The sequence below is a fragment of the Halomonas sp. hl-4 genome, from assembly GCF_900215475.1.
Lineage (GTDB): Bacteria > Pseudomonadota > Gammaproteobacteria > Pseudomonadales > Halomonadaceae > Vreelandella.
The window spans coordinates 1,620,878-1,645,713 of record NZ_LT907845.1; the positions used below are offsets into that span (position 1 = coordinate 1,620,878).

25 protein-coding genes and 1 pseudogene are annotated in these 24,836 nt (G+C 53.9%); 13 read left to right on the plus strand and 13 right to left on the minus strand.

The annotated features are described in order from the left end of the window. Positions 1 to 18: 18 nt before the first annotated feature. Positions 19 to 1,323 carry an MFS transporter gene (locus CPH17_RS07770; protein ID WP_074397218.1) on the minus strand — a complete coding sequence of 435 codons (1,305 nt, stop codon included), beginning with the start codon at positions 1,321 to 1,323 and terminating at the stop codon, positions 19 to 21. A gap of 624 nt (positions 1,324 to 1,947) precedes the next feature. Between CPH17_RS07770 and CPH17_RS07775 the strand changes: the two genes are divergently transcribed. The 4 genes from CPH17_RS07775 to CPH17_RS07790 all read left to right on the plus strand — a co-directional run bounded on the left by CPH17_RS07775 (position 1,948) and on the right by CPH17_RS07790 (position 3,955). Further along, positions 1,948 to 2,241 carry a hypothetical protein gene (locus CPH17_RS07775; protein WP_074397219.1) on the plus strand — a complete coding sequence of 98 codons (294 nt, stop codon included), beginning with the start codon at positions 1,948 to 1,950 and terminating at the stop codon, positions 2,239 to 2,241. A gap of 132 nt (positions 2,242 to 2,373) precedes the next feature. After that, entirely contained in the window at positions 2,374 to 2,904 is a 531-nt protein-coding gene (locus CPH17_RS07780; RefSeq protein ID WP_074397220.1) for a helix-turn-helix domain-containing protein, read from the plus strand. Further along, on the plus strand, positions 2,901 to 3,620 hold the full coding sequence (locus CPH17_RS07785) for an AzlC family ABC transporter permease (protein ID WP_074397221.1): 720 nt from the start codon (positions 2,901 to 2,903) through the stop codon (positions 3,618 to 3,620). The genes CPH17_RS07780 and CPH17_RS07785 overlap by 4 nt, the downstream gene beginning before the upstream one ends. Next, a complete protein-coding gene (locus CPH17_RS07790) occupies positions 3,617 to 3,955 on the plus strand; it encodes an AzlD domain-containing protein (RefSeq protein ID WP_074397222.1) in 339 nt (112 codons plus the stop codon). Before CPH17_RS07785 ends, CPH17_RS07790 begins: the two co-directional genes overlap by 4 nt. A gap of 74 nt (positions 3,956 to 4,029) precedes the next feature. Here CPH17_RS07790 and CPH17_RS07795 read toward each other — a convergent pair whose 3' ends face one another. Next, the gene (locus CPH17_RS07795; protein WP_074397223.1) at positions 4,030 to 4,782 is read right to left on the minus strand and encodes a helix-turn-helix domain-containing protein; all 753 of its coding nucleotides are present in this window, start codon (positions 4,780 to 4,782) and stop codon (positions 4,030 to 4,032) included. A 159-nt stretch (positions 4,783 to 4,941) separates the two neighbouring features. On the opposite strand from CPH17_RS07795, the gene CPH17_RS07800 reads away from it, so the two are divergent. After that, positions 4,942 to 8,406 (plus strand): acyl-[ACP]--phospholipid O-acyltransferase, encoded by a 3,465-nt coding sequence (locus CPH17_RS07800; RefSeq protein WP_074397224.1) that lies wholly within the window; start codon positions 4,942 to 4,944, stop codon positions 8,404 to 8,406. Between the two features lie 112 nt (positions 8,407 to 8,518). Here the strand turns inward: CPH17_RS07800 and CPH17_RS07805 are convergent, their stop codons facing one another. From CPH17_RS07805 to CPH17_RS07820, 4 genes are all read right to left on the minus strand, one after another. Beyond that, a complete protein-coding gene (locus CPH17_RS07805; protein ID WP_197668851.1) occupies positions 8,519 to 9,262 on the minus strand; it encodes an RES family NAD+ phosphorylase in 744 nt (247 codons plus the stop codon). Positions 9,263 to 9,264: 2 nt separating this feature from the next. Further along, positions 9,265 to 9,636, minus strand: coding sequence for an antitoxin Xre-like helix-turn-helix domain-containing protein (locus CPH17_RS07810; RefSeq protein WP_074397226.1), 372 nt, complete (start codon positions 9,634 to 9,636; stop codon positions 9,265 to 9,267). Positions 9,637 to 10,191: 555 nt separating this feature from the next. Next, entirely contained in the window at positions 10,192 to 10,380 is a 189-nt protein-coding gene (locus CPH17_RS07815) for a hypothetical protein (RefSeq protein WP_074397227.1), read from the minus strand. Between the two features lie 964 nt (positions 10,381 to 11,344). Beyond that, complete coding sequence (locus tag CPH17_RS07820; RefSeq protein ID WP_074397228.1) at positions 11,345 to 12,100, minus strand: alpha/beta hydrolase family protein; 756 nt, start codon at positions 12,098 to 12,100, stop codon at positions 11,345 to 11,347. 184 nt (positions 12,101 to 12,284) lie between these two features. Between CPH17_RS07820 and CPH17_RS07825 the strand changes: the two genes are divergently transcribed. Next, positions 12,285 to 13,070, plus strand: coding sequence for a glutamate racemase (locus CPH17_RS07825; RefSeq protein ID WP_074397229.1), 786 nt, complete (start codon positions 12,285 to 12,287; stop codon positions 13,068 to 13,070). A gap of 26 nt (positions 13,071 to 13,096) precedes the next feature. On the opposite strand, the gene CPH17_RS07830 is transcribed toward CPH17_RS07825, so the two are convergent. The 4 genes from CPH17_RS07830 to CPH17_RS07845 all read right to left on the minus strand — a co-directional run bounded on the left by CPH17_RS07830 (position 13,097) and on the right by CPH17_RS07845 (position 17,598). Further along, positions 13,097 to 14,827, minus strand: coding sequence for a mechanosensitive ion channel family protein (locus tag CPH17_RS07830; protein WP_096298929.1), 1,731 nt, complete (start codon positions 14,825 to 14,827; stop codon positions 13,097 to 13,099). Positions 14,828 to 15,039: 212 nt separating this feature from the next. Beyond that, positions 15,040 to 15,561: a GDYXXLXY domain-containing protein gene (locus tag CPH17_RS07835; RefSeq protein ID WP_074397231.1), complete on the minus strand. Its 522-nt coding sequence runs from the start codon at positions 15,559 to 15,561 to the stop codon at positions 15,040 to 15,042. Then, on the minus strand, positions 15,551 to 16,621 hold the full coding sequence (locus tag CPH17_RS07840) for a DUF4401 domain-containing protein (protein WP_074397232.1): 1,071 nt from the start codon (positions 16,619 to 16,621) through the stop codon (positions 15,551 to 15,553). Before CPH17_RS07840 ends, CPH17_RS07835 begins: the two co-directional genes overlap by 11 nt. After that, entirely contained in the window at positions 16,621 to 17,598 is a 978-nt protein-coding gene (locus CPH17_RS07845; RefSeq protein WP_074397233.1) for a DUF2157 domain-containing protein, read from the minus strand. The genes CPH17_RS07840 and CPH17_RS07845 overlap by 1 nt, the downstream gene beginning before the upstream one ends. 256 nt (positions 17,599 to 17,854) lie before the next feature. On the opposite strand from CPH17_RS07845, the gene msrP reads away from it, so the two are divergent. The 5 genes and pseudogenes from msrP to CPH17_RS07865 all read left to right on the plus strand — a co-directional run bounded on the left by msrP (position 17,855) and on the right by CPH17_RS07865 (position 20,805). Beyond that, the gene (gene msrP / locus CPH17_RS07850; RefSeq protein WP_074397234.1) at positions 17,855 to 18,874 is read left to right on the plus strand and encodes a protein-methionine-sulfoxide reductase catalytic subunit MsrP; all 1,020 of its coding nucleotides are present in this window, start codon (positions 17,855 to 17,857) and stop codon (positions 18,872 to 18,874) included. Continuing rightward, positions 18,874 to 19,491 carry a protein-methionine-sulfoxide reductase heme-binding subunit MsrQ gene (gene msrQ / locus CPH17_RS07855; RefSeq protein ID WP_074397235.1) on the plus strand — a complete coding sequence of 206 codons (618 nt, stop codon included), beginning with the start codon at positions 18,874 to 18,876 and terminating at the stop codon, positions 19,489 to 19,491. The genes msrP and msrQ overlap by 1 nt, the downstream gene beginning before the upstream one ends. A gap of 230 nt (positions 19,492 to 19,721) precedes the next feature. Continuing rightward, positions 19,722 to 20,144 (plus strand): annotated as a pseudogene (locus tag CPH17_RS20375) (LysR substrate-binding domain-containing protein). Then, entirely contained in the window at positions 20,102 to 20,293 is a 192-nt protein-coding gene (locus CPH17_RS20380; RefSeq protein WP_269457735.1) for a LysR substrate-binding domain-containing protein, read from the plus strand. The pseudogene CPH17_RS20375 and the gene CPH17_RS20380 overlap by 43 nt, the downstream one beginning before the upstream one ends. A 200-nt stretch (positions 20,294 to 20,493) precedes the next feature. Continuing rightward, positions 20,494 to 20,805: a LysE family transporter gene (locus CPH17_RS07865; RefSeq protein WP_157742950.1), complete on the plus strand. Its 312-nt coding sequence runs from the start codon at positions 20,494 to 20,496 to the stop codon at positions 20,803 to 20,805. Positions 20,806 to 20,816: 11 nt separating this feature from the next. Here the strand turns inward: CPH17_RS07865 and CPH17_RS07870 are convergent, their stop codons facing one another. After that, complete coding sequence (locus tag CPH17_RS07870) at positions 20,817 to 21,833, minus strand: IS30 family transposase (RefSeq protein WP_027336024.1); 1,017 nt, start codon at positions 21,831 to 21,833, stop codon at positions 20,817 to 20,819. Here CPH17_RS07870 and CPH17_RS07875 point away from each other — a divergent pair. Then, positions 21,832 to 22,152: a hypothetical protein gene (locus CPH17_RS07875; RefSeq protein ID WP_096298933.1), complete on the plus strand. Its 321-nt coding sequence runs from the start codon at positions 21,832 to 21,834 to the stop codon at positions 22,150 to 22,152. The genes CPH17_RS07870 and CPH17_RS07875 overlap by 2 nt on opposite strands. Here the strand turns inward: CPH17_RS07875 and CPH17_RS07880 are convergent. Together CPH17_RS07880 and CPH17_RS07885 are read right to left on the minus strand one after the other, a co-directional pair. Then, positions 22,147 to 22,614, minus strand: a complete 468-nt coding sequence (locus CPH17_RS07880) for an Lrp/AsnC family transcriptional regulator (protein WP_074397237.1) — start codon at positions 22,612 to 22,614, stop codon at positions 22,147 to 22,149. The genes CPH17_RS07875 and CPH17_RS07880 overlap by 6 nt on opposite strands. Positions 22,615 to 22,646: 32 nt before the next feature. After that, complete coding sequence (locus CPH17_RS07885; protein WP_074397238.1) at positions 22,647 to 23,486, minus strand: helix-turn-helix transcriptional regulator; 840 nt, start codon at positions 23,484 to 23,486, stop codon at positions 22,647 to 22,649. A gap of 145 nt (positions 23,487 to 23,631) precedes the next feature. Here CPH17_RS07885 and CPH17_RS07890 point away from each other — a divergent pair, with 145 nt between their 5' ends. Then, entirely contained in the window at positions 23,632 to 24,795 is a 1,164-nt protein-coding gene (locus tag CPH17_RS07890; protein WP_074397239.1) for an MFS transporter, read from the plus strand. Positions 24,796 to 24,836 lie beyond the last annotated feature (41 nt).

A 24,836-nucleotide genomic window follows, 5' to 3' on the forward strand; every position in this document is an offset into this window, starting at 1 on the left:
CTGACGGTTATTCCAATATCATGCGTTTGCCGAACTCAACGCTTTCTTTAGCCGCTCGCGTTCATTCTCTTCGTAGAAACTCGGGTCATCAAATAAATCTGGCTGCGTATCATCAAAGATCATTTCCAACGCCCCTGCACCACTTTGTACCATCGGCTCAAAGTGAGCGGTATGGGTAATCAGGGCTGTGACATGGCGACGACGGTAGATGGCGTACGCACCCAGCAGGGCAAACACACAGGCAATATAGATAGGCAGACCGTGACCGCCCACTGCCGTCATCAATGACCCTGCGGCAATCGGTGCCACCGCGCAGCCTGCGCCATGCATCACCAGCATGTCCGCCGAGCCGGAGACAATTTCATCCGGGTGCAACTGGTCGATAAGCTGGGCAACTGCCAGCGGGTAGAGCGAAAACGCCAAACCACCCCAGATAAAATACAGCCCCACGAGCACGTTATGGCTAGGCGCAAACGGCATGGCGGCGGCGATGAGCGCCGCCAGGAGCACCACCCAAGTCATTACTCTGGGGCGGTCATGTTTGTCAGAAAAGCGGCCGATGGGAATTTGTAACAGCGCGCCACCTACAATCGCCATGCTCATCACCAGCCCCACGCCGCCAATATCAAACCCCAGTTGCGTCACGTACACCGGCGTCATCGACCAAAACGCCCCCATCGCCAGGCCCGATAAAGCGGCGCAGGCTACCGCGAGCGGTGCAAAGCCAAGCAACGTACGGAGGCTACTTTTGGGGCGCTCAGGAATTGTCGGCTGAACACGGCGGGTCAGAGTGATAGGTAGCAGTGCCCAACTAATCAGAATGGCAATCACCACAAACAGTAAAAAGCCTTGTGGGGAGGAGAGCCTTAGCAGCTGCTGGGCAATCGCCAGGGCGCCCAGGTTGACGACCATATACACGGCAAAAATGCGTCCTCGCTCGTGGCTTGCCGCCTGGCTATTCAGCCAACTTTCAATCACGGTAATTAAGGTAATAAACGAAAGGCCGTATGCCACCCGCAACGGTAGCCATACCCATGGGTTGATAAACACCAGGTGCAGCAACGCCACCGAGGCACAAATGGAAGCACAAAAGCCAAAGGTACGGATATGCCCCATCCGCCGAATTAAGCGCCCGCTCACCCAGGTGCCGCAGATAAAGCCGACAAAATAGCCGGACATGATCATCCCCAGCACCGCGCTGGAGAAACCTTCCCCCGTGCCACGTAGGGTTAACAGCGTATTCAACAAGCCATTGCCCAGCAGCAACAGCGCCACGCTCCATAAAATCGACTTAACGGGCTTGAGCATTGCCAATGAATGCATGGCGCTTCCTCTTAGCAAATGACCAATTACCTAAAGTAAATGCATAAAAGGTGCCATCGCGCTAAGCGTAAGCAGGGTGCAAGGTGGTCATAGCCATGCGTAAACGTAACTCACAGGCACAAAAAACCCCCTCTCGGGGGCCTTGATGCATCTCGCCAACTTCCTGTCATTTCTATCCGTCCTGGATACCGCTCCATGGTGAAGTGCTATGTGACGTCCTGTCGTTCGACATCCTGTCTCACTGGCTTATCCATAAGCCTGCCTTCCTGGCGAGTTCGACTTTCCCTGTCATGCACAATGTAAAGGCTAGATGCTAAACCCCCATCATGCAAACATTTGCACAAATTTATTTCCCTTGACGCTAGCCATAGACGATAACGTTGCCTCCTATATGCCATGAAGTCCATGCTATATTTAACTAAATGTTATATAAGCATTTATCATTAATTATCAGTCGTTTTACTATGCGTTAACAATAGTTCAAAAAGACTTCATGTTTGCATATCCCAGGTTATAGCATCAGAAGGGTCGCTATATTAGGATTTATCGCGTACAACATAGGTACAATATTAAAGCATCGGCATGGCCTGATGTTAATTACCCGCATTCACAAGGAGATGTGCTATGCAACGCGAACAGCGTATTGAGATTTCTCAAGCTGGGCTTCAACTCGCCATTCAAGAAATCAAGGACGACTTGTATGACACCCCGGCCTGTGACTATACCGTGGCCAAACTGCTTAGCCATTGTGGCCGCTTTGAAGATGCCGAACACGTAATCGACACGATGCTGCTGCGTTGGGGTTCCTCCCCGGATGTGGTTGCGCTCGTTGAACAAGGTTACGCCGACATCGACGCCTTGAGCGTACCAGCCTCGATCTCTCCTCAGACGCCTGCCACCAGCGCTGCACTTGCCTAGCGCAGCAACCGCTCGATAACGACAGCGTCATGGCCGGGGTAAAGTGAGTCGCAAGGTGTTTGACAGCCGCCTGTTCTTTATATAGAACGTTCTATATAAAGAACATCTTGTAAGCCAGCAGGCGGCGCTACCATGGACTCACTTTCACTCAGCACCCTTGGCCTTCACATACAAGCACTTCGCCTTGAGCGTGGCTGGTCACTCTCACAGCTAGCCAACGCCGCAGGCATCGCCAAGTCCAACCTATCGCGTCTTGAACAGGGCAACGGCAACCCCACACTGGACACCATCTGGCGGCTAGCCGTGCAGCTTAACGTTCCTTTTGGCACCCTCGTCTCCCCTCTCAGCGTGCCGTTAGACGAAGACGGCGTCCAGGTGCGCTTGATTGATCAAGGAATAGACACCCCCCAGGTCGACGCCTATTGGATGCGTTGCGCACCTCATACGCTTCGCTACGCCGAAGCTCACACGCCAGGCTCGTGTGAATCGCTCACTTTGGTGAGCGGTTGGCTGGAAGCAGGCCCAATAGGCAATACGCAAATCCTAACCGCGGGTGAGTCTATTACTTTCGCGGCCGACCAACCCCATCTTTACCGTACCCAAGATGCCCCCGCGACACTGCTGCTAACCGTGGTTTATTCCGCTGTAGGAGCCACACCATGACTCACTCTGCGACCCACCGTACGCGCGCATGGCTTACCGGTGTGCGCGAAGCCATCCCACTGCTGGGTGGCTATATTCCGGTTTCACTCTCGTTTGGCGTGGTCGCCACGCAAGCAGGTTTTAGCATGTGGGAAGCCGCCGCCATCTCGATGCTAATCTACGCCGGTGCGTCGCAGTTTCTATTTGTTGGAATGGTGGCAGCGGGGTCCCCGCTATGGCTGGTGGTGGCGATGACGCTGCTGATTAACGTGCGCCATGTCGTATACGGCCCCAACTTGGCTGCATTGTTGCCGCCCAGTCGTCACTGGCCCTGGCTAATGCACGGCCTGACCGACCAAGTGTTTGCCCTGGCGCTTACACGGCTACCCCAGTTGCCTGCAGTTGAACGGTTTGGCTGGTTTGTAGGCGCATCGTTGTTGGCCTGGGGCGTATGGATAGTGGGCACGATGGTAGGCGCCACGGCAGGCGAAACCTTAACCGCCCGCTGGCCGCTGCTGGGTGAAGTAATGCCCTTCGCGCTGCCTGCGCTATTTTTAACGATGGTCGCCCCGCGCTTTACCGATAAGCGCTGGGCATTGGCGCTGGGCTGTACGATTGTAGCTGCCCTGTTATTTACGCTGTATGGGTGGAGCAATGTAGCGATTCCATTGGCTGCCGCCTGCGGCGCTATCTGTTTTTATATGGTGAAGTTCCAAGCAAGGAGACGTCGCCCATGAACAGCGCATTATGGTTAGCCGTGGTGGCGTGTGCCCTGGGTACTCTGTTGATGCGCGTGGTGCCGTTCTTGTGGATGCAGCGCCGGCTAAACAGTAAAACCGGCCTCAACAATATGCCCCAGTGGCTGGGCATTCTCGGCCCACTGATGATCGCGGCGGTACTCGGCGTTTCGATTATGCCGGTTAATCCAAGTGCTATTGCATGGTTTGCAACCGCCATTGGGCTATCCGTCACGCTGTTGGTATGGTGGCGGCTACGCTCGCTAGGCTGGCCGGTAGCCGCTGGGGTCGCGGTCTATGGCAGCGTACAGATAGCGGCGGCCATGGCGGGATAAAGCCAAGCCGCCGCTTGGTGAAGCTACTATGTTTTTTACTCGGAAAGCATCGCTAAACGCAAATTAGCTCTTGCCTACCTGGTTTGCAGTGGATCCTCCCGTTTGTAATCCTGAAACAGACCGTACTGCCATTGCCGTACCGCCAGCACCGAGGTGGTGCCAAACCGCTGGTGAATAGGCAGCCCGCTCTCTCGCTCGCATAGCGCATGAAACTCTTTCGCTAGGCGCTGCATGATCTGCTGCCATTCTGCATTACCCGCAGGGGATAAAAGACCGTTAAGCACAATGAGCTTTTCACTGTCATTATCAAAACGGGAGCGGAAAAACTCATTGGCGATATGCTGCTGAAAGAAACGTTGGATAGGGCCGTCCGCTCGCCAGCGGAAATTGGCGGCTACCCGACGTCGGATCCGGTTACCTGGAAGCAGCTCAATGAGCTTGAGTCGCTCAAGCTTGAGTAACTGCCGCGTACACTCTGCTTCAGTTAACAGGTACTGATGATAAATTTCATCGAAGCTGTAGCCATTAATAACGCAGACAGCTACCAGAAACAGCTCACGATCCTCGACGATAGTTTGTTCCTGAGCCTGGGTCAGCTCCTGCAAACGCTGCTCATCAGCCTGCATGGTCTGCACCAGCTCGGCGAAGTCGATATTAAGCTGGTCGCAGATACACTCCAGTCGCGATAGCGTAAAGTGCTTTTCAGCGAACAGGCGTTTCACCGAGGCCTCGCTCAGCGCCAACCACTGAGCGACATCGGCATAGGTTTTACCCTGGGCGCGAAGCTGACGCTTTAGTGTCTCAATCAGCGAATCGGCTTGGGACATAGAAATCTCTTAAACGGTATGAAAAGGCGCTACGCACAAAAGTAGCAGATAATGATACCAACAAGCTCCCATAACACAACTTCGCGCAAATGAGTTGCAGCCAGCAAGCCTTTTATAGAAAGTGCGCCTACTTACAGGGATTTATAAGGCTACACAACCATGCAACGACTGCTACACATAAAGGGCGCTTTGCCCTACCTGATCGCCATCTTTCTCAATGCGTTTGTGGATCTAGGCCACAAAATCGTGATTCAGAACACGATCTTCAAAAGTTACGATGGCGAAACACAGGTAGTACTCACCGCCCTGGTCAACGGGCTTATTCTGCTGCCGTTTATCTTGCTGTTTAGCCCCGCGGGCCATGTGGCGGATAGCTATCCTAAAGTGCGCGTGCTGCGCCTCTCTGCATGGGTCGCCATGGCAGTCTCATTGGGCATTACCGCCGCCTATTATCAGGGCTGGTTCTGGCTGGCGTTTGCCATGACCCTGATGCTGGCCATTCAATCGGCCTTCTACTCGCCGGCCAAATACGGCTTGGTCAAAGGGCTGTTCGGCAAGCCGCGCTTGGCGGAGGCCAACGGGCTGATTCAGGCCGTGACCATTGGCGCCATACTAGCGGGTACGGTGGCGTTTACCGCGCTGTTTGAAACCTGGACGACCCCCGCCGAACAAACGCCAACGCAACTGCTTCGCCAAGTTGCCCCGCTAGGCTGGCTACTGGTACTCAATAGCGCCCTCCAGGTGGTGTCGCTCTACCGCCTGCCTGTGGATACCACCACTCGGCCAGAGTCACCGCTGACCTGGCAGCGCTACATTAAGGGCCACGCCCTAAAAGACAATCTACGCATCGTCGCGCGCCAGCCTGTCCTTAGGCTGTCGATTATCGGCCTGGCCACGTTTTGGTCGGTAGGCCAAGTATTGCTGGCCGCCTTTCCGGCGTATGCCAAAGCGGCGCTAAGCATCGATAACACCCTGGTACTTCAGGGCATTCTCGCCGCCAGCGGTATCGGCATTGCGCTGGGCTCCATGTTGGCAAGCAAGCTCTCACACAACCGTATCGAAACCGGTTTAATCCCCGTAGGGGCTGTTGGAGTGGCTGTTGGTTTATGGTGCCTGCCGCTGTTAACCACTCCAGGGAGCCAAGCGCTTAACTTTATATTTATCGGCATGATGGGCGGGCTATTTATTGTGCCGCTTAACGCACTGATCCAGTTTCACGCCGCCGACAACGAGCTAGGCACCGTACTGGCCGCCAATAACTGGATTCAGAACATTGCCATGCTGGGCTTTTTACTGCTCACAGTGTTGTTCGCCCTGGCCGGAGTGGATAGTCATTATCTGTTATTGCTGATTGCGACCGTGGCGATGGTAGGCGGTGGATACACCATCGTTAAACTGCCCCAGAGTCTGGTGCGCTTTCTGCTGAGTTTTTTGCTGACCCGCCGCTATCGCGTGGCTGTACAAGGCCTTGAGAACCTGCCTTCCCAGGGCGGCGTTCTGTTATTGGGCAACCACATCAGTTGGGTGGATTGGGCCATGGTCCAGATCGCGAGCCCTCGCCCGGTGCGCTTTGTAATGCTGAAAACCGTTTACCAACGTTGGTACTTACGCTGGTTCTTCAAGGCCCTGGGATGTATCCCCATTGAGCGCGGCAAAGGTGCCGAACAGGCACTGGCCGATGTCGCCGAACAGCTCAACGACGGTGAAGTGGTGTGCCTGTTTCCCGAAGGGGCAATTAGCCGCACCGGCCAACTGGGGGAATTCCGCCGCGGCTACGAGCGCGCCTGTGAAAGGGCGAATCCAGACGTCAAAATTGTGCCTTTCTATCTGCGCGGCCTGTGGGGCAGCCAGTTCTCCCGCTCGTCCAGCAAGTTAAAGGAGCTGCGCAACGCGCCTCTGCACCGCTCGGTGGTAGTCGCCTTTGGCAAACCGCTTCCCAAGGATACGCCCGCCGATGTGCTAAAACGGCGCATCTTTGAGCAGGCGACCCGCTCCTGGCAGCAGGCCATGGGGGAGCTTTCCAGCCTACCCAACGCCTGGATTCAAAGCGTTAAACGCCGCCCAAGCGAGCTTGCCCTGGCCGACACGCTGGGCCGCCCACTCAACGCAAGTCAAGCGCTTACCGCCAGCCTGCTGATGGCAAAACGGATTCGCAAACTCAACCCAGGACAGAACGTTGGCCTGCTGCTGCCCACCAGCAGTGCCGGGGTCATTGCCAATATGGCCACGCTGCTGGCCGGTAAAACACTGGTGAACCTGAATTATACCGCCGACCAAGGAGCACTTTCCTCGGCCCTTGCCCAGGCGGAGATCACCACCGTGTTCACCTCACAGCGCTTTGTGAAGAAGCTTGAGCAGCGCGGGCTCAACGTTAGCCAATTGCTTAGCGAGCAGCAGGTGGTCCTTTTAGAAGACCTGCAAACCTCGATTGGCCGTGCCGAGCGTTTGAGCACCTGGCTTGCGGTGAGAATACTGCCGACTTGGCTACTACAGCGCTGCTTCTGCCACGGCCACGATGCCGATGCCACCGCCGCTATCCTGTTCTCCAGCGGCAGTGAAGGCGAACCCAAGGGCGTGATGCTCAGCCACCGCAACCTGATGGCCAATATCAAACAGACCTCGGATGTGCTCAACACCCAGAGCAACGATGTGGTAATGGGCTCACTGCCGCTGTTCCATGCCTTTGGCCTCACAGTGACCCAGTTGCTACCACTGATTGAAGGGCTGCCGCTGGTATGCCACCCCGACCCCACCGATGCTCCTGGCATTGCGGGCGCGATTGCCAAGCACAAAGCCACGATTATGTTCGGCACCTCCAGCTTTTTAAGGTTGTTTGTACGCAGCACAAAGGTGCATCCGCTGATGCTGGAGAGCTTGAGGATCGTGGTCGCCGGGGCAGAGAAGCTCGACGAAAATGTACGAAACGACTTTGCGCTGAAATTCCACAAGCCTATTTACGAAGGCTACGGCGCCACTGAAATCGCCCCCGTTGCGTCAGTGAATCTTCCCGATGCCATGGGCATTCACTACCAGCAGGTTCAGCGGGGAAGTAAAGCTGGCACCGTCGGTATGCCGCTGCCTGGCACCAGCTTCAAAATCGTCGACCCAGACAGCTTCGAGGAGCTACCTACCGGCGAGGCCGGCATGATATTGATCAGCGGCCCGCAGATCATGCAGGGCTACCTCCATGACGCCCAACGTACCGCTCAAGCACTAAGGGAGCTTGATGGCCAATACTGGTACGTAACCGGCGATAAAGGCTTTATCGATGAAGACGGCTTCCTGACTCTGATAGACCGCTATGCCCGCTTCGCCAAGATTGGCGGTGAAATGATCAGCCTCAGCGCCGTTGAAGCGGCGGTTAAAGCGGCTCTGGAGGAGCCAGACAACGCGCTAATGGCGGTGAATATTCCCGATAACCGCAAAGGCGAGCGCATTGCGCTGCTATCAGAAACCGCGTTAGACGCCAACACCGTTAAGGCCGCCATGCTCGCCAACGGCACACCCGCCATGATGATCCCCAGCCGCTGGTTGACGGTGGAAACCATTCCCCACCTTGGCTCTGGAAAAGCGGATTTTGCCGGGGCGAAACGTTTGGCTCAAGCGCAGTTAGGAAAAACGTAAAACTGCAGAAATGCGACAGCTTTAGTCAGCCAGTCCCTCATGGCTGCCAAGAGAGTCTTTCTGGATGGGTTTTGCGACGACCCCGATATTTAATGGCATTATGAGTTGCTCGTTACGCAGGAAAGGGCAACACACCGTTATGCAGAAACTCATCCAGGTTGTAAGTCGTCACTCCTGGTGCATTTTTGGGCTTGAATGACACTTGATGAGCACTTGTGACGCAAAGCCATGGGCGCATATCGGTTGGCTCGTGCTGAGAGAGCGCTTCAGGCGTGAACAAACCCACGCAAGACCCGCCCTGAATATCTCTAGCGGAGGTGTACTCAAATGCTTCCACCTCCGAACCGCGCATTGCACTACCCAACTGCTGACATGAGGCGTAATTCACCGGATGCCTCAACACATCGAGGTACTCTACAAAGGGGCCTGTGTTTAACTTCACTCCCCGGTTAGCGGCATAGTCCGCCGAAAAAAGCGTGTGCTCTGAGCGAAGCGATTCAGTTACAGGCTCCCCATCCATGGAGTACCAGAAAACCAGTCGGTAGTAGGCAGATTCAGCAAGGGTGGTGGCGATACGTTTACCGCCATAGAAAATGCTTGGCTCAAACACTCGGCCAAAACGTGACCCCCATTTGAGAGGCGGATACCGAAAAGGTGTTTTTAGCAGATAGTGCAGGTCTTGCTCCTGCTCGGGGTAAGGCGGTTTAGCGCCTTCAAGCAGGGCTTCAAGTACCTCTTGCTCTTCTAACGTGTCGACATATCTGAGCGTGGCGACCTGCTCCTGACTTTCTACCAGCCGGTACAGCGTGCCCGAGATGGGTTCGATGTTTCGCGTGCCGCCGCAGGCCTCCCACACACTCACACCTTACCCCGCATGCCATCCACGAATCTCAGCACCGCAAACAATCCCTCCAGACGCGTTACCTGTTCAGCCGGTATCCCACCCGTGACGCGGTTGGGCGTGCGCATGAAATGCTGGATCCAGACCTGATCGCCGCCAGTAAGCGTGAACAACGCCCGGGCGAGCCGAATGAGCAGCAAGGCTAACTCGCCCTGTTTAGAGTTCGGGTCAAGGGTGAGGCTTTTCTTGAGTTGCGTAATGGTCGTGCGGTGTACGCCCAACACTGCGGCCAGATCAGACTGCGACAAACCCAGCTGTTCGGCAGCGCGCAAGACCGCTTTTGCTAATACCCCTTCAGGGGTCGGCGATGGTTGAGCAAGGGCTGGCATGACACACCTCAGCAAGATGGATTTTCATCAATCATAGCAAAAAAGTTGCTTATCAACATTCCAGGCATCGCTGCTCTTTTCATTCAGGCGACAGGCCCAAGGATTTCATTCGATGACACAGGAGGTTCTCGGATTAGCTTAAACGTCCACAGAAATATGAAATGGTTCTTCGTCACTTCATGTGAATTTGGCCTGATTGAACAGGCTACCAATCAGGTAAATCATGGCGATGAAGTTGGCCTCGTTCCGGTAGCCACGTGCCTGTGACCGAGCCGCCTGAAACAGGCCGTTCATCCCTTCCAGTCCTGGTTCGTCAGTCCCGAGTGCAGCGTCTGACTACCGCGTCGGCGTGTAGCTCAAGCATCGCTAGGGCCTTGCCCATCGGCTTCAGTAGTGGCTTTTCAGAAACCGCCGCCTGCATGACCTTGAGGTAATTCGTGATGCGTCATCAAGACGCTCAGGGTATCGAGGCTTTCTGGATCTAGCGTAGCTTCTGCTTGATCACCTACGCATAAGCGTCACGAAAAGACACCTATGTAACCACCCTATTAATTATCATTTACCAAACCTACTCTTTAAAAGTTTTTCTATAAAACCAATACCTTCATAAACCACCAACAAAGCAAAAAATTTAACAAGAACAGAAGAAAAACCAACCTCTTCACCATCAGAATAGTCAAAAATGCTTATTAGTAATGTAATCACAACTGACGTTTTTATGCCTTGCTTACTGACTTTTAACATGCATCCCCCATGACATAGAATCACCCCAACCATAAACATAGAAAGAGTCTCTTACACTTTAATTAACCCTCTTTCAAAGAAGGCAAACAACTCGAATAATTTAATATTCACCACCCAAACACCGCGTGATTAAAAAATCACCGACTAAAAAAATAGAAGCGAATAACAAAGACCCCACAAACCGATAACTGAATCCAGCCAGCCCAAGAGAGCAATTGTCAAAAACGTATAGCAGAATCGAAATAAAACAAAACCTTATAGAGAACAAAAGCATAAAAAACCGACCTATAAAATTCTTCAGATCAAAAGCAGACACATTCGACTTTCTTAAATCACCCATACATTTATATACTTATCTTCCACACCCTTACATGTTAGCAATGCACCGCCAATTCTAGCTGGATAACTTTGCGAATATACCACAACCACAGTTTCGCCAATTATTACTGAGGCTTAACATCTCCAAGAATTTCATAACTGAAGCGCAAAGCTAGCATAAAAGCCACACATCGCATATTTAGTAACTAAAGCGATGGCCAAAATCTAGCATGCATAGACATAGTAGATATGTAAGAAATTTCTGAGAATATCACACGATTTATCTTACAACTTTAGTATAACAGCGAACCCAGCAATCAAGTGCAATACCTATGCATGAGAACCATACATCTAGGATTCCACGCGTATGTCTCAGACGAAGATTGAGACCGACAAGTCTGACTCATCGAAGTCATAAAGCTCGTGCTCGCCTTGGTATTTGCGCTGCAGAAACGCCTTGAAGAGCCATTGAATGTTGCAGGAATCCGAACGCCACGACTTAAGTGAGAGCCAAACGCGCTTGAGTCTATAGTTTTTTCCCACGCCCGCTGTCCGGTCTAGGGCGCGATACAGTTAGCGGCGACTGTCACAGGGTAAGCCGCTTAGATGGCGAGATAGTTTTTACCTAAAAAGATGAAATGAGGGGCTAAAGGTGCTTTTCAAAAAATTCCACCAGCAACTGGTAGTGGGCGTTCTGCCCCGAGCTGCTAGGCATATGATCCTCACCTTCATAATAGTGCACATCAGGGTTACGACCATGCTTGCGCAACCTTTCTTCAAGACGCTTGGTCATGTTGACCGACCACATTCGATCTTTGGTGCCATGAGAAAGCAATAGCGGGCCAGGATAGCGTTCGATTTCGATAGGTGTGGTCGGCAGTAAACCTTCGTAGCTATCGCGCCACGTCCAAGCACGCTTACTGACATCCCAGGCTTGCCAGCCAGGATCACCCACATCGCGAAAGCCACGTGCATCAAAGGCACCGCAAACAACATCGGGTGGGCTATGGGCGGCGATCGCGTCAGGCATGCCTTCCAGCTTGTCTTTAGCCATGAGAGAGGCGAGTAATAACGCATGTTCGGCGCCACGTGAAATACCATAAAGCCCTACTAACTCATCAACGACCTGAAATTCTCGTAGGGCTTTAAACGCCTCCACGCTGCGATCCAGCGGGTAATCAACAATATGCCCCGCATTCCAGGCATTACCGCCGCTTGAGTAGCCATAGGGAAAGGCCAAGAAACCATGGGCGGCGAGTAGCATTGCATCCCGGTGGCTCCACCCTGCCCATGCGCCTTCAGAACCATGCAGCAACATGACAGCTGGAAAAGGGCCCTCGCCTGGAGGGCCATAAGTAACGCCCCAACCGGGAAGAACGCGCTGCATGATATTTAATGGCATTTAGACAACCACTCCTTCGCCATAAGTTTCTCCACCTTCCCCATGTTATTCATTCTTTTTGGATTCATACGGTGCCATGCATCAGCGTTGTATAAAGTTTAACTGGCTTAACAGTTGAAAATATTGCTTCCATAGCATGGAAATCTTATTAATAATTAGACATTACTGAAACCAAGGATATACTATGCATCAGCCGATTGCTGTTTTCGACGCTGGCATTGGTAGCTATGCCATTGTGGCCGAGATACACAAGCGTCTTCCTAAACAGGATATTGTGTATTTCGCTGACCGGGCGAGCTTTCCTTATGGCAGCAAAGGGCAAGAAGAGCTACTCGCTGTCATGCAACGCACGCTGCGCTTTCTCGAAGGCTACGCCCCCTCGGCCATCGTCATCGCCTCGAACGCACCTTCTATCATGGTGCTGGATGACATTCGCCAGAACACCTTGGTGCCATTGTCCGGCGTCTACCCGCCCATCGAAGAAGCACTCGCCATGTCAGCGAGCGGCAAGATTGGCATCATGGGGGTGCATTCACTCATCGAAAGCTCGCCGCTGAAGCAGTTCATCGCTCGCTATGCACCCAACCCGGATAATGTCAGCCTGATCAATGCTTCTTCCATAGTGGAACTTGTCGAGAATGGCGCCTTTCTATTCGACCCGAACGCCACGCAGAAAGCGGTCACGGCTTTTAGCGATGACGTCTTCCAGCAGCATCCTGATATCGACACGCTGACACTTTCGAGCACGCATTTACCATGGCTGCGTCCCTTCTTCGAAACAGCACGACCCGGTTGCCGCTTCCTCGACCCCGCTGAATCGATTGTCACGGGGCTAGGCGAAGGAACACCGGGTACAGGTCAGATCCAAGGGCTGGTAACAGAAAGTGAGACCTATAATATTGAGACATTCCGACGTATGTTGCAGCAGTTCGGCGTGGACATCCCGTTAGAGATAGCCTCAGTGCCATAAGGCGCCTAGTGCTGCGTAGCAGCATTCTATTCCGACGGCTCCCCCTCAGCGTTATCCGCACCCTCCGAGCGCTGGCTCTGCCTTTTGCCGCGGGCGACATCCTGATGGCTGATAACCATTACCTCTCGTGGCCACCACTCTGGATGCTGGTCACGGATAAACGCCATAAGCTTTTCTCTTACGTTCATTTCCGCTGTCCACCCAGCCATAGGATCAGAGGTCATTAAATAGCAGGTCACGATTTGCGCCGTTGCCGTTTGCGCCGTCACATAACAAAGCAGTTTATGGTGCTCAATAACGTTGTCTTCCTGTTTGGCAAACTCCAAAAACTTGTCTCTTAGTAACCCAACATCGGCGCTCAGGTGCAGCGTCAGCTCCAAGTACCGATACATCTTGATGCTCTTGACCGAAAGATTCTGGAAAGGCTTAGACGTAAAGTAGGTAACGGGCACGATCAAACGCCGCTCGTCCCAGGTTCTCAAACGGATATAGGTATAAAAGATGCCTTCTACGTAACACCACTGATTTTCAAAAATGACCAAATCGCCAATACGGATGGGCTTGGCAAACGACAACTGAAAGGAAGACAGGATGTTGCCCAACACCGCCTGGCCAGCGACACCTACCAGTACCGCCAACACGCTGGCCGAGGCTAGGATGGATAAGCCCAGGGTTTCGAAAAGTTGGACCTGCCCCAGGATGTAAACCGACACACCGGTAACCGCCACCAGGATAATGATGCGGCGCAGTGCATAGAGCGAGGTCAGCAGCTTACGCTCGTCCTTGGGCTTGGTGTCGTCGATTTCACCCACCAGCCTACGCGTCATACGCAGCATCAGGGTATCCACGAAGCGAAGCGCTATGGTGCCAGCCCCCCAGGCGAGAATACCGATAAGCAGAACACGGAAAGTCGTCGTCGCGACCGCCGAAAACGACACTACATAATTCAGCACCATTTGGGTAAACAGCGACATCACGATCAACGCCGCTGGCATGCCGATCTGCCCAGCAAAAAGACGAAAGGCACCGGTGGGCAGCCATTTCGACATCAAATCAAACAAGCGGTGGACCCCCCAACCCACCAAGCCAACGAACAGCAAAAAGATAGGAATGGCGACCCACTCCCAAATCCTCAACATGCCAAACGACGACTGAAGGCGTTCTGGAATATATTGCTCCAGCATCGAGGGCCCGTATTGTTCATACAGCGTTGGAATATACGACACGCTAATGGGCATGATCAGCCACACGGGGTCGTCGTCACCCACGCGGTAGCGGCCCAGACGAATATCATAGGTTTCGCCCCTGACCTGAAGCGATGCCAGCTCTATATTACGGCGTGTTTCGCCGACGCGGGGGTTTTGCCCGGACGGGTCTTCAATCACGGCGTCTTCCCGCCCCGACAGATTATCGACGCTGATACGCTCGCCCCGCTGGATAATTTCCGCCAGTTGCCGAGCCAGATCGTGGCCCTTCTCGCGCTGCTCATCGTCGCTAAATTCCGACAAGTTGAGCATGTGCGCAGCCTTCTCGTATTCCTCCTTTTCGGTGAGGTCGAGAAAGCTTCTAACCGACTCCCTAGGGGTGACCCGGTTGGCATCTTCAGGTGCCTCGCCAAGGCCGGTATTAATCGAATCAACGGTGAACCATCGGCTATCCTCGCTCTCTCCACCTTGAGTTTGCGCCGCGCACAGGCTGGAAAATGTTAGCGCCACTACCAACATTAGCCACGCGGGCCACGAGTTATTTGCTTTCATACACGCCTTATTGGTTGAGCCAGGACAAAGTATCTACCACCAACTGCCAGTCATCAAAGACAGGCTTTCCATGTCGGTGGTGGAACAAAGTACAGCCTACCTTGCTTTATGAAGCAAGCCGTTGTGTACCGGCATCTCAAAACTGCCACATCCTTCGCCCCCACCTGGCCTGGCCGTTCTCATGCGCGGTTTCGCCTGAGGCGGCAAGCCTGCTAGGGGGTGAGGTCCTCGAGACCTTCATCGTGCAGAGACACTAGCAAGGGTTCGCCTTGCTGGTTAACCCGGAATCGACCGAAACGGGCAGGCTCGTAGCGTTCGTCGTGGCCTTCCTGGAAAAAGAACGCATTGGTAGCAAAGCGTACTTGGCCATTGCGTAAGCGGTAGTGCAGCCGCCGTTCGTCGTCACTCAGTGAGGTATCATCATCCAGGCGCTGAAAGTGGCCAATACGCCGCTTATCCAGGCGCACAATGACGTGACCATCCCTTGCCTCTGGGGTGTTCCCTTTATGGCGCCGATTAAGCGCGCGCTGAATATCGTTACTCAGTGCAAAGTTTAGCGCCATATAGTCGCCCTGCATCAGCGAGCGCGGGTCCACCGGGGCTAGCGCCAGATAAACAACTTCGCCTTCAGCCAGGTGACGCTCCTTCTGCCAGATCGCCCCGTTCACCACCGCCAAAATCAGCAGCGTGGCCGCCACAATGGCAACGCGGCTCCACTTTGCGCTACGCATCATGGTCAACGCTCCCGTTGCCTGATTTATCAATCGGTGAACTCAGCCATTGGCGCAACGCCCACCGCAGCCCCAGTAACAGCACCCCGACCACCAGCAGCGTTAGCGCCTTAATCAGCAGCGTGGCATCAAGCCAGTAATAATAACTGCCGATACCCAGCAGTAGCGACAGCACACCAAGCCCAACCAGCACACGGTGGCCAATGGCAAAGCCCAATAGCACCACCACAACGCCCTGGCCCACACTCGGCACATGGTAGGACACGATGAGCAACGCGCCCGCGCCAGCATAGGCCGCCCAGCGCGCCCTGAATGACAAAGATTGAAACCGCGTACGGAAAAGTAACAGCAGCGCCAGCGCGACCAGTGCAGCATTTAGCCAGGGCATCAGCCACACCAGGGCGCTCACCGGGTTGTCATCAACAAACGATAACGCTTGACCGCTATGGGCGAAGCCCTGATTGACCAGGAGGCTCAGCAACAGGCCATACCCCCACGCCTGCACGTGTTTAATACGCGTTGGCCAACGGAATTCATTGACCCAAAGTACGGTCAGTGCCAGCAACACCACACCGCTGGCCACCGATGCCATGCCGATTGATTCCAACGCCATATACAGCGCCACGCCGGCGGTAAAGGCAGAAAAGCTACGATGCACCTGACTCGGCATCACCAACGCCAGCAAGCACTGCAGGCCAACGAGCGCGTACCACACGTAAGCACTCTCTAGCCAAACGTCGACCAATGCCCAGGCCACCAACAGCTGTCCTGCAAGACTGATGGCCAGCGCCAAGTGTTCGGCAACATCGCTGCGGCTCACGCGGAATAGCGCAAAAGCGCCTGCCAACATAATGAACCCTAAACTCAACGACCCAAGCGCACTTTCCATTACAGATACCGCGCCAATGGCGAGAAAGCCGAGCAAGAACAACGCCGCCAGCCAGCCAGAAAACGCCTGCAGCGCTCGTACAAACCAGGGCGTTTCCGGTGTTAGGTGTGGACGCTCGTTGACCTCAATACCTGCTTGATACAACCGGGCGCTTAAAGAAGATGTCTTACGCATCACTGGAGTTCCTCCGCATGTAGCCGTTTCAACCACACCACAGCCCCAGCGCCCATCGCGAATACCACGAGGGCGAGCATCAGCATACTGCCCGCCTGCCACTCGCCTTGCCATATTAAGAACCTGGCCAGCAGTAGCGTCACGACACTAATGACCGACACGCAGCCCACTGCCACCACCAACAAATCAGGCCGCCAGCAACGATAAACGCCATATAGCGCAGCCAACCACAGCGGGTACGCTACAAGGGCTGGTGCCAAATACGTCATGGCATCGACGATCCAGATCATTATTAACAGCGTGATCGGCAAACCGCTCCCCAACGCCAAGATGCGAAGCGGCCAACGGTTGGAACACCAACCCCAGCGCTTTATTCCCCACTCCCACACGGCAAGAGCGGTGGTATTGAGCGCAAAGAGCCACCAGAAAACGGCATCGCTACTGATAAACCACACATCCAACACACCGCCCCAGGTACGAAAATAAAGCCACACCGCCAGATTAAGTAGCCCCAGCCATAGTATCCAAAGCAGAGCAAAACGAAGGATAAGCACCCAGGGCAATATCAAAACGGCCCAGATAAAAAACAACTGCCAAGGGTCGGCGCCGGTTTGATACACCTGGCCGAACAGCGCCAACAGCACCCCCACCAGCAACGACGCAGCCGTCAACGCAGCACGCGCCACCCACCGGCTGGCTTTGCCCCATACGGCAATCGCCACCGCCAGTGCTAGTGCCCCCTGCACCAACCCAAAGCGCGGCCAGCGGCCCATATCGGCCCAGTTGTACGCCACGAAAAACAGCACCGCGAAGGCAAGCACCAAGCTGCCTAGCCATAGCAAAAGCCGATCCACAAACACGCCCCATGCACGGGGCGAAGGGTGCAGCCCGGCAACCTTCACGGCACGCGCCATCTGCGCAGGCGGTATTGCGCCTTGGTCAATTAACGACACCAGTTCGCGGCGTTTTGAAGCCATGGTTTTCCTTATAAACAGGCCAGAGCAATAAGGCCTTGAAGACTGTCTACAGCAGGATGAGTAAACCAGCCACCTAGATATATTCGCTCGACTAGAAAAAAGGTCATTCGTGACTTGTTTTTAAAGACATAGCATACAAGTTGTGTAGAACCTTTTATTCCTTCCGACGTCGGACTCATATGTCTTAAAAATGATGTAGATGTTATAGCGACTCCACCCTACGCTGTCGACGGCTTAACCCCATAGGAGCCAACAAATGCTGATAAAGATTGCCAAACCAAGTGATTTGCACGAATCCGACGTCACCCCGGAATCTATCTACCTCTCCCGGCGGCGTTTTATGGGCGGCATGGCAGGCATTGGGGCAGGGCTTGCACTTTCCGGCCATACTCAGGCAGCCGCAGACGACTATTCGGACGTCCCCGAAGGCGACGCGCCCGATTGGCTGAAAGATAAAATCAGCGACGCCAAGTGGGACGCCATTACTCCAAGCGACCCCGAGCAGGACAAGATCGCCCCCTTCGATGACGCTAGTGGCTATAACAACTTTTACGAATTCGGTACCGACAAAGGCGACCCCGCCCGCCATGCAGGCAGTCTGGAAACCCAGCCCTGGAGCGTGGTGGTCGACGGTGAGGTAAACAACGGCGGGCGTTTTGCACTTGAAGACCTGGTCAAACCCGCTCAATTTGAAGAACGCATTTACCGGCTGCGCTGCGTCGAGGCGTGGTCGATGGTGATTCCCTGGCTGGGCATTCCACTGGCCGAGATCATCAAGCGCGCCGACCCGACAAGCAAAGCCAAGTACGTACGCTTTGAAACCTTAAGAGACCCGGATCAGATGCGCGGTCAGCGCTCGTCGTTCTCCGTCATCGACTGGCCTTACGTGGAAGGTCTGCGCCTGGATGAAGCCATGCACCCGCTGACTATCATGGCCATGGGCATGTACGGCCGCGAATTGCCCAATCAGAACGGCGCGCCCCTGCGGCTGGTAGTGCCCTGGAAATACGGCTTCAAAAGCATCAAGTCGATTGTGCGCATCTCGCTGGTCGAAGAGCAGCCGGTCAACTCCTGGCAGGAAATCGCCTCCGACGAATACGGCTTTTTTGCCAACGTGAACCCGGAGGTGGACCATCCCCGCTGGAGCCAGGCGACCGAGCGCCGCCTGCCTAATACCCTGTTCAATTCCAATACCATCGATACCCGCATGTTCAACGGCTACGAGGATGAAGTCGCCGAGCTATATGCAGGAATGGATCTAAGGAAGCACTACTGATGGCGACACAGCACAAATGGCTCGCTTGGCGCGTGGCGGTCTTTCTGGCGGCGCTTTCGCCGCTGGTCTTCTGGGGCTGGCAGGTGGCCAACAACGCCGCTGGCCCAGAACCAGGGCGCTATCTATTGCTAAACATTGGTATTGGCGGGCTGTGGATGCTGCTGCTCACCCTCAGCCTGACGCCGTTGACCAAGCTCACCCGCTGGAAAGGCTTCGCGCTGATCCGGCGCCAGTTGGGTCTCTGGACGCTCGCCTACGCCACCCTGCACCTGCTCAGCTACGCGCTGTTTATCCTGGGGCTTAACTGGGCACTGCTGGGCAGCGAAATCGTCAAACGGCCCTACATTATCGTCGGCATGATTGCGCTGATCGGCCTGGCCGTACTGGGCGCGACGTCCAACAAGTGGTCTATGCGCCGCTTGGGCAAGCGCTGGAAATCGCTACACAAATTTTCCTACGTCATCTTGGGGTTGGTGCTACTGCACTTCTTCTGGGTCGTACGTGCCGATATGAGCGAATGGGCTATGTATGCGGTTATTGGGGCGCTCCTCATGGCTACCCGTCTTCCACCCGTCTCGCGCACGTTGCCTAAACTGCGTTATCGATTAAGTCGTTAAATAAAGTAAAACGGTGTGCGCCAGGCAGTTCGGTACTGATATCGACTAGCACGGTTGCTGAGTTCCTTTACTTATAGGCAGCAGTCTCTCGGTTTACTTTATCATCGACGCCATGATCCTTCCTGCAGATCGCGGAAGTCGAGGCGGCCGAAGCGCTGACGGACCAGGCCAGGGCTACGCCACGGGGTCGCCTAAGAATCAATGCGCCCGTCACCTTTGGCAGTCAAAGCCTGGTTCCACTGGTTATCCGCTACCTTCGTCAGTACCCCGAGGTGGAGGTCGACCTCACCTTGTCAGATCGCTTGGTCGATCCTATCGAGGAGGGTTAGGAAGCCGTCATTCGCCTCGGGCCAATCAGCGAAAGTACGACACTGGTGGCACGCCCACTTGCCCCCTATCGGCTTATCGCCTGTGCCTCGCCAGCCTATTTAGCTGAGCATGGTGAGCCTGAGACACCAGCGGATCTGCTGGCGCATGAGTGCCTGGGCTTTGCCTATTGGTTCGGCACTTTGGGCAGAACGTGGCGCTTCAGTCGCGACAGCTGCCTATATGACGCCCCCGTGCGCGGGGGCTGCAAATCAACGACTGGAAAGGGCTGCTTCGCGCAGCACTGGAGAGGTTCGGCATTACATTGGGCTATGAAGCCGCACTGACTGAGGCGTTATCCGCCGGGCGGCTGGTGCGCATCTTGCCAGAATTTGAGGGGCCTTCGAGACCCATGCACCTACTCTACGCCGCTGATCAACGCATGACGCCGAAGCTACGTCATTTCATAGACGATATTGTGGCCACGTTTGCTTAAATAAAAATAAATATGCCGTAAAAAATTAAAAAAACCAATCAACTACGACCAAAAAATTAAAAACAGCATGGAGAAAAAGCAACCAAAAAAACAAAATATAAAAAACCAAAACAGAGAAGACAAACATGCATTATCTAACACAAAGCATAGCCATTGGGTTTATGATAGCAGCACCTGTTGGTCCAATAGGATTACTCTGCATGCAGAGAACGTTAGCAGACGGCTGGAAACTTGGGTTTATAACAGGGCTAGGCGCGGCTTCAGCCGACTTGCTATATGGCATCCTGGGTGCTCTCGGTTTTGCCGCCATCATTTCGCTTTTATCAACATCGCTACTATGGTTATCTATTGCGGGTGGGGTAATACTGATTTATCTGGGAGTTTCTGCAGCCAAAAATAAAACAAATCATTCTGCAAAAAATAAAAATCCGCATTCACCATTAAAAGCCTACTTAACTACATTTTTTCTTACATTATCGAACCCAATGACAATCGGCGGATGCAGGCTCTGAGTGCAACACCGTCAATGTGTCGATGACGGAACCTCATGGTACTTCGCCAGCTCCTCGCTCATCACCTCAATAGGGCACTTGAAGTCGAAGCGCTTTCGCGGGCGCATGTTCAGCTCAAGCGCGATCTCATCCAGTTCTTGCTGGCTATAGATCGATAGATCCGTTCCCTTGGGCAAGTACTGTCGTATGAGCCCATTGATATTTTCGTTGGCGCCCCTCTGCCATGGGCTGTGTGGGTCACAGAAGTAGATAGCGACACCAGTATTCTGGGTGACCTTGGCGTGCTGCGTCATCTCACGTCCTTGGTCATACGTCATGCTCTTCCGTGCGGCCAACGGCATGCGATTCAGCGCTGCGCTGAAGCCTTCTACAGCAGAGGTAGCAGTCGCATCGTTCATCTTCGCTAGGATCAGGTAACCGCTTTTGAGTTCGACAAGGGTGCCGACAGCCGATGCATTGTTCTTGCCCTTGATCAGGTCGCCTTCCCAGTGGCCAGGAAATTCACGTTTTTCCACCTCTGGAGGGCGGAGATGGATGCTGACCATGTCCGGGATCTGGTTGCGCCGGTCGACCTGGCCACGGCGCGGCTTACGGGTTGGCTTGCCTTGCCGCAAACAATGGATCAGCTCCTTTCTCAGTTCACCGACGGGCAACGCGTAGATGGCACTGTAGATCGTTTCTCGGCAGACGTAGGCGTCTCGAAGGTCAGGGATATTCATATGCTTGAGCTTGCCGCTGATCTGTTCGGGAGACAAGCGCCGACGCAGCATGTGCTGAATCAGGGCGAACCGAGGGCTGCCAGGAAGCAGTTTGCGCCTTGGTCGACAACCGTCTCGACGGTGATCACGGCATTGTTGCGCATGTGGCGCACGATAGCTGCCATCGGACGATCTATTGCGCCGTATTTCTCGGCTAATCGTTGCCGGGGAGCGCTCGAGCAGGGCCGCTACCTTCCTGATGCTCAAGCCTTGCGCGAAGCTGACATGGATCGTGGCACGTTCTTCAGTGCAGAGTTCAGAATATGACATGGATACAACACCCTACCGGTTTGGTCAGGTGTTGCACTCAGAATTTGCGGCCAAGATCTTTGCATTTATTGCCATATTTTCAGCTATTGTCCCAAATGGCAACAGCCCCACAGACATTGGACTAGTGAAGTTGAGTATCATTTGCTTAGGGGTTTTTCTTGGCTCAATGGCTTGGTGGGTCTTTTTGACTTCTGCTGTGTATTTCTTGGCAGCCAAAATAAATGAGTCTAAAATCAAAACTGTTAGTTGCCTGGCAGGCGTCTCAATAGCATTATTTGGCTGCCATACAGTTGTCACTACTATTATAAAAGTGCTATGAAGGATGCCTATTACTCAAAAACCTATTCAACACATCATGACGGCTATCCATTGAAATAGGCTCCGAGAGAACAATCCTTGTTTTAGTTTCACCAAAAGTATTTACCTTTGCAACAAACTCTTCGACATCCCGATTAGTGGGAACATATATTCGAATCAAATAGGAGTCTTCGCCGGTTACATGCAGACATTCCGCTACTTCGGGCAGAGAATCGAGCTTGGCTAGAAGTTTCTCTTTTTGTGGTTTAAACGCCGTAATACCAATTACAGCGGAGACAGCCAGCCCAATTTTTTCCAGATCCACTACCGCTGTGTAACCTTTTATAACGCCACTTTCCTCCAACTTTCTCATTCGCTCTGTCACCGCCGGTATTGAAAGGCCTACTTGCTGGGACAGCTTTGTAACTGAGATACGGCCATCCTGGCGCAATGCACGAATAATTTTCAGATTCATTCTATCCATTCAAACCTCTCAAAAAAATTTAACTTAAAGAATTAACCCACCACCCACTCATTAAAAGCATTCTTCTCGGTGTCGCTCCCCTGATGGGCATAATAAACCAACCGTAGGTGACGCTCCTCATCAACGGTGAGCGTGGTGTGTTCAAACGCGATAGCGCCAATCCCATCCAGATTAAGATGGCGCACGCCCTGGCAAGGGGCGTTGACCTCCTGATTTTTCCACCATGCCTTAAACTCGGGCGCCACTTTGGTTAACTCTTCAACCAACCCATCGATAGAGGGATCTTCGGTCGCGCGGGCAAAGTCGCGTCGGAAGCTGGATAGCATTTGGCAAACCTGCTCCTCCCAGGGTGATAACCGCTGGCGCATGGCAGGATCGGTAAATAACAACCAGAGCATATTGCGGCGCTCGGGTGCATGGGCAGAGAAGTTGAACAGCTTATCGGCCGCAGCGTTCCAGGCCAGCACATCCCAGCGTAAATTAAGGATATAGGCAGGCCGTGTGGGCAGGTCGTCCATCAAGGTTTGCACCAGCGACGGCACGCTGCACCAGGTTTTGCCTAGCTCAGAGGGTAGCCGCTGATGGGCAAGTAAGAACAGATGGCGGCGCTCGGCCGCATCCAGCTTGAGCACTTTGGATAAGTTATCCAGAAACGTCGCCGATACGCTAATATCGCGGCCCTGCTCCAACCAGGTATACCAAGTCAGCCCCACGCCCGCTAAAGCGGCGACCTCTTCGCGTCTTAATCCTGGCGTTCGCCTTCGACGGCCACGTGGCAGCCCCATCTCTTCCGGGGCAATTTTCTCGCGATGCTTGCGTAGAAACGCAGCCAAGTCTTCCCGCGTTCGAGTTAGCGTCCGGGCAGCAGTCATTTTATTACCTTTAATCACTTATCACTTTTAGTAATAGCATAAACAGTTAAATTGTACCCCTTTAAAAGCCCCTCCAGAATAGCCTCTCGCTGGCAGAACTACCGGCGATTTAAATCCTTTCTAATGCTTATTTCTGGAGCACGTAATGGCTGATCAGTCTCGTTTATCGGTTTATTTAATCGCCCTGGGGGCATTTGCACTGGGGATGGCTTCTTATGTCACTGCGGGGCTTATTCCTCTTATTGGCGATGCTTTTAGTGTCACGGCTGCTACGGCGGCTCAATTAGTCACGGCATTCACCTTAGCCTATGGCTTAGGCTCGCCCGTCGTCGTAGCACTACTGCCCGGCCAGCATCAACGCTTGGGCTTACTAGTGGCGTTGGCCGTTTTTATTGTGGCCAATATCGCTAGCGCACTGGCCACTAGCTTTATCGCCCTCGCTATATGGCGAGCGGTCGCAGGCGTGGGCGCTGGGGTTTATCTTGCCATGGGCATTGCCGCCGCAGCCGCCATCACGCCAGAGGCCCAGCGCGGTAAAGCGATTGCGATCATCATGGGCGGCATGGCGAGCGGCACGGTACTGGGGGTGCCTATCAGCCTGTTGCTGGCAGAGCGTTTAGGCTGGGCGTCAGCCATGTGGCTTATCGCAGGTCTTGGCTGCATCGCCTACGCCGGACTTCACACCAAACTGCCTGCACTGCCAGCCACACCGGTGCTTTCACTTGTTCGCAAACTGGCTATTTTGAAAAACCCTCATGCCATGGCCATTCTGACAGTTTCCTTATTGGCGGCCATTGCCAGCCTGGGCATGTACACCTTTATCGCCCCCTTTATGGCGGGCAGCGAGTCAGGCGCTGTTCAGTCGATTACCGGTTATTTATGGGTATGGGGGATTGGTGGCGTGCTGGGTAGCTTTTTGGTTGGCCCATTGGTCGACAAATTTATCGGGCCCGTTATTACCTTGGCGATTATGCTGCTGCTTTCTATAGCCCTCATCTCGCTGCCCTTTGCTGTGTCGATTCATCCACTGCTAACGTTACTGCCGATTGCGCTTTGGGGCGCCGTGGGCTGGGCGCTGCAAGTGCCACAAAACAACGAGCTCGTTCGTACGAGACAAGCCCATGGCGACGGCAACTTGGCGGTCGCGCTCAATGAATCGGCGCTCTATTTAGGTAGTGCGCTAGGTGCGGGGGGCGGAGGGATTATGCTTGCTCTCCAACTGCCCGTTTCGGCATTAGCGGTGGTTGCCGGAGCTATCGCCACTGTAGGTGCGGCAGTTCAGCTCATCATCATGCGCACTATGCACTAATCCCGTTCGCACAGGCCAAGGGGCTCTCTTCAAGGGATCGT